General features: G+C 42.4%; 1 pseudogene. It reads right to left on the minus strand.

Annotated elements, in window-relative coordinates:
* Window positions 1–245, minus strand: a pseudogene (locus tag SAZ04_RS22760) (hypothetical protein); the annotation flags it as partial.

The following is a 245-nucleotide window of genomic DNA, read 5'->3' on the forward strand; positions in this document are numbered from 1 at the left end:
CGTTCGTGCAATTCTTTCAAAAAACTAAAATCCTTTGTTTCAGTGGATACGGATATTATCAGCCCGTCTATTGAACGTGAAGCCAGGTATTGCAGGTTGATCATTTCCCGGTCAAAAGATTCCCTGCTCTGGGCGATGATCACATTATATCCGTTATCGTATGCGATGGATTCGATACCGTTGATTACCTGGGAAAAGAAACTGTTTGCAATTTCGCAAACGATCACTCCAATGGAACGGCTTCT

The sequence above is a fragment of the Halalkalibacter lacteus genome, from assembly GCF_036663595.1.
Lineage (GTDB): Bacteria > Bacillota > Bacilli > Bacillales > Bacillaceae_D > Halalkalibacter > Halalkalibacter lacteus.